The sequence below is a fragment of the Alkalicoccus luteus genome, assembly GCF_012034335.1.
Lineage (GTDB): Bacteria > Bacillota > Bacilli > Bacillales > Salisediminibacteriaceae > Alkalicoccus > Alkalicoccus luteus_A.
In genome coordinates this window covers 1-3,158 of the sequence record NZ_JAATHJ010000056.1, presented here as the reverse complement: position 1 = coordinate 3,158, position 3,158 = coordinate 1, and the positions used below count along the sequence as shown (strand labels likewise).

3 protein-coding genes are annotated in these 3,158 nt (G+C 50.7%); 2 read left to right on the top strand and 1 reads right to left on the bottom strand.

Translation table 11 applies throughout. The annotated features are described in order from the left end of the window. Positions 1-663: 663 nt before the first annotated feature. A complete protein-coding gene (locus HCN83_RS17770) occupies positions 664-1,923 on the bottom strand; it encodes a YeeE/YedE family protein (protein WP_168009742.1) in 1,260 nt (419 codons plus the stop codon). A 278-nt stretch (positions 1,924-2,201) separates the two neighbouring features. On the opposite strand from HCN83_RS17770, the gene HCN83_RS17765 reads away from it, so the two are divergent. Together HCN83_RS17765 and HCN83_RS17760 are read left to right on the top strand one after the other, a co-directional pair. Next, the gene (locus HCN83_RS17765) at positions 2,202-2,612 is read left to right on the top strand and encodes an AhpC/TSA family protein (protein WP_205774746.1); all 411 of its coding nucleotides are present in this window, start codon (positions 2,202-2,204) and stop codon (positions 2,610-2,612) included. Positions 2,613-2,683: 71 nt separating this feature from the next. Next, entirely contained in the window at positions 2,684-2,974 is a 291-nt protein-coding gene (locus HCN83_RS17760) for a hypothetical protein (protein ID WP_168009740.1), read from the top strand. The last annotated feature ends 184 nt before the right edge of the window (positions 2,975-3,158 follow it).

Genomic DNA, 3,158 nt, shown 5'->3' with positions numbered 1-3,158 from the left:
GTCGACGCCCTGTTTCGCCGTAAGCCCAAAACGGGCAGCCCCGGGAAGATCCCCGCGGCTGCCCGTTTTTTGATGTTCTCCTGCTCGATCTTCACACTGTTCGGACACGGTTTCTTTGACGCTTACGCTGGTAAGTAAGTTTCATGGAGCATTCTGTTACAATTGCCGGGCGTTGTGTCGCTTTTGCCATCCGAAAAGTTGTTTTTGCAGTCAGCACTTCCTGTCAGACCAGCGCTTGGAGCGATCAGCAGCATACGTCTGTAAGAAAATAACCTCGTAGTCGTTCGTTCTTGAATGGCATGAAAGCGCGAGTGAAGCCGCGCCATCCCACGGTGCCCTTTTTCCATACAGTCAATAGCTGAAGGTAAGCCCGAGGCAGGCTGGATACGCGAAGAAGGGCTGCACCAATGTGAATAAATATGTAAGCAGATTGACTTTGTCAGCACTCAGAAACCGCATTTGTTTTGACGCAGTTTCAACCTTTTCAAAACGTACATGGCCAGCATAGTGGATTGCCATGATGAAAAAATGACAGACGCTATCCGGAAACAGAAAAAAGAAACCGGCGATCTGGATGCGCCGGTTTCTCAGCTCGAACAAGATTGTATATTATGCATCAGAAGACAGGTTTAATAAAAAGCTTCCAATTTCGTTGCTCTTGTTTTAACAAAACGTATCTTTTGACTTCGGTACTGACAGCCCGAAGAGCGGCCGTAAATAAAGCGCAAAGAAGGTGCCGGCAAGTGCCATAACAGCCCAAATGTAGCCGTGCAGGCTGAAAGAAGCGATGCCGCCGAAATAGGCTCCGATATTACAGCCAAACGCAAGCCGGGCGCCGTAGCCCATCATCAGTCCGCCGATTACTGCTGCGGCAACGTTGCCAGGTTTGATCCCGGTGAAGCGGAATAACCCGCCTGCTGCCGAGGCCATAAAAGCGCCTAAAATAACGCCGAAGTTAAGCACCGTAGTCGTATCTGCAAAAATCGAAGCTTCAAGCGCAGCTGCATTATCACCCTGCCAGAATTCCCAGGCAGATACGTTAATGCCCATCAGCTCTGCTGCCTGTGAGCCCCAAAGAGCAAAGGCAAAGGTAACACCCCAAGGCTCTCCGCGAGTCATGAGAGTGAGAGCATTCAAAACAGCAAGCGCAATCGCCGCTGCAAAAAGAGGCCAGGAACCCCGCAAAATACGTTTCCAGCCGGATGTAGTCGGAACAGGAGCCATTTTCGGTGCCTTACGCTTTCGTTCCACGACGAGCGTAATCCAGGCAATAAGGCCGAACAGAGCGATCGACAGGAGCCATGCACCGCCATATCCCAGTCCGGTCGTTTCCGCCAGAGAGATGGCCTGTCCATTCGGCATCTCATCTGTCCAGAACGGAAGGTGTGCAGCCCCAATAACGGACCCTATGATAAAGAACAGCAGAGTAATAAACATGACGGTTCGCCCTCCGCCAACAGCGAAAAGTGTCCCGGATGCACAGCCGCCGCCGAGCTGCATGCCGATTCCGAATAAGAATGACCCGACAATCAGGCTCGTTCCAATCGGGAAAACGTACCCGCTGACGCCGGTCCCAAAAAAGGAAAAACCGAACGCGAGGATAGGAGCAAACAACGTAACCGCAACTGCCAGCATCACCATATGTGAACGGATAGCCTGGCCGTTTCCGACAGACATAAACCGGCGGAAAGCCGACGTAAATCCGAATCGGGCGTGAAAGAGCGTATAGCCGAGAAGCAGGCCAATCAGCAGCAGAATAGGATGCATTGCTTCCTGCGTCTGCAGTAAATAAACGAGCAGCACCGCTGTAACAGCGAGCGCCCCGTAAATCAGTTTCATCTGCGGAGGGTTCAGTGTACTGGAATCTCTCTTTTCCACGTCCTCCTGTGCACCGGTCGCATGCACGTATGTTGTAGATGCCATCACTAATCCTCCTATTCATAGTCATATTATCAGGATTACCACGTTATTCTAGCCTGTACCGTTTTATTTGTCAAAAAGAGTGTTTGGGAAGAAGCAGCAGGGTATATGGAAACAGTAGGAAGCAGTAGAAAGGGTGAGTAGATATGAAGCAGGTATATAAAGTGGAAACGCCGCGAATGGAGCGTATTCCTTACGGCCAGCTGACGACAGGCGGTAAGACAGTCATCGTGTTCGTCAGACATCTTGGCTGACCAATCTGTCAGCGTCATCTTGCGCAGTTGCGCAGGAATTATCATGAATTTGAACAGAAGGGAGCGGACCTGAAAATCATTGTCCCTTCTTCAGGAAGGTTAATTAAGCGCTTTCTGAACGAATTCGGTCCCTATCCATTCCCGTTTTACGGCGATCGCGACAGAAGCTTATATAAAGCGATGGGTCACATCACAATGAATAAACCGAAGCTGCTTCTCATGGCAGCTCTTGGAACCGCGGCAGGTAAAATCGATTCGTTTTTACCGAGTGATAAAGCTCAGCGCGCTGTTGCCCTTCATTCAATGAAAACACAGGATGTGTATATTCAGGGAGGCACCTGGATCTATTCAGAGTCAGGGGCGTTAGAATGGTACCACCTTGATAAGAGCCCGGATAATCACGCTTCTGTCGAGCGCATTCTTGATCAGCTTGCCTGATCGGGCAGCGTTTCAAACCTCGTACGGGGGGTATAGAAGATTAACGCCGATAGAGGACGGAGGTGCCTGACATGGAAAAGCAGATTGTTGCAGTGATGAAATCACTTGATCAAAAAGACGCAGTCATCCGGGAACTGGAGCTGAAAGGCGTCGAACAGGATCAGATCCAGTTTATTCATAAAGACGATGAAGAAGCCCGTCACTTTGAAAAGGAATTTCAGCAGGGAAACTACGTTGTGCTCGTCGAAGTAGAAAAAGAAATTGGCCGCATTCCGGTTGAAGAGGAAGAGACGCTGGATGAACACCGCACACCGAAAGGCCATCACCATATGCCGCATCACCAGATGAAGCAGGGATTTTAGGCAGCCCTCCTGCTCTATGCGGGAAAATCAGGGACCATGACGATCTGTCATGGTCCCTCCAGGCGTGTGCCCGGCATGTCTGACAGCTTGGTGGTGAAAGTCCACTACGGGCTTGGCAATGGGAACCGTTAGCGAATGGCAAGGGTGTCCGGGGCGACCCGGAATCTGAAGGAAGCCGGACGCA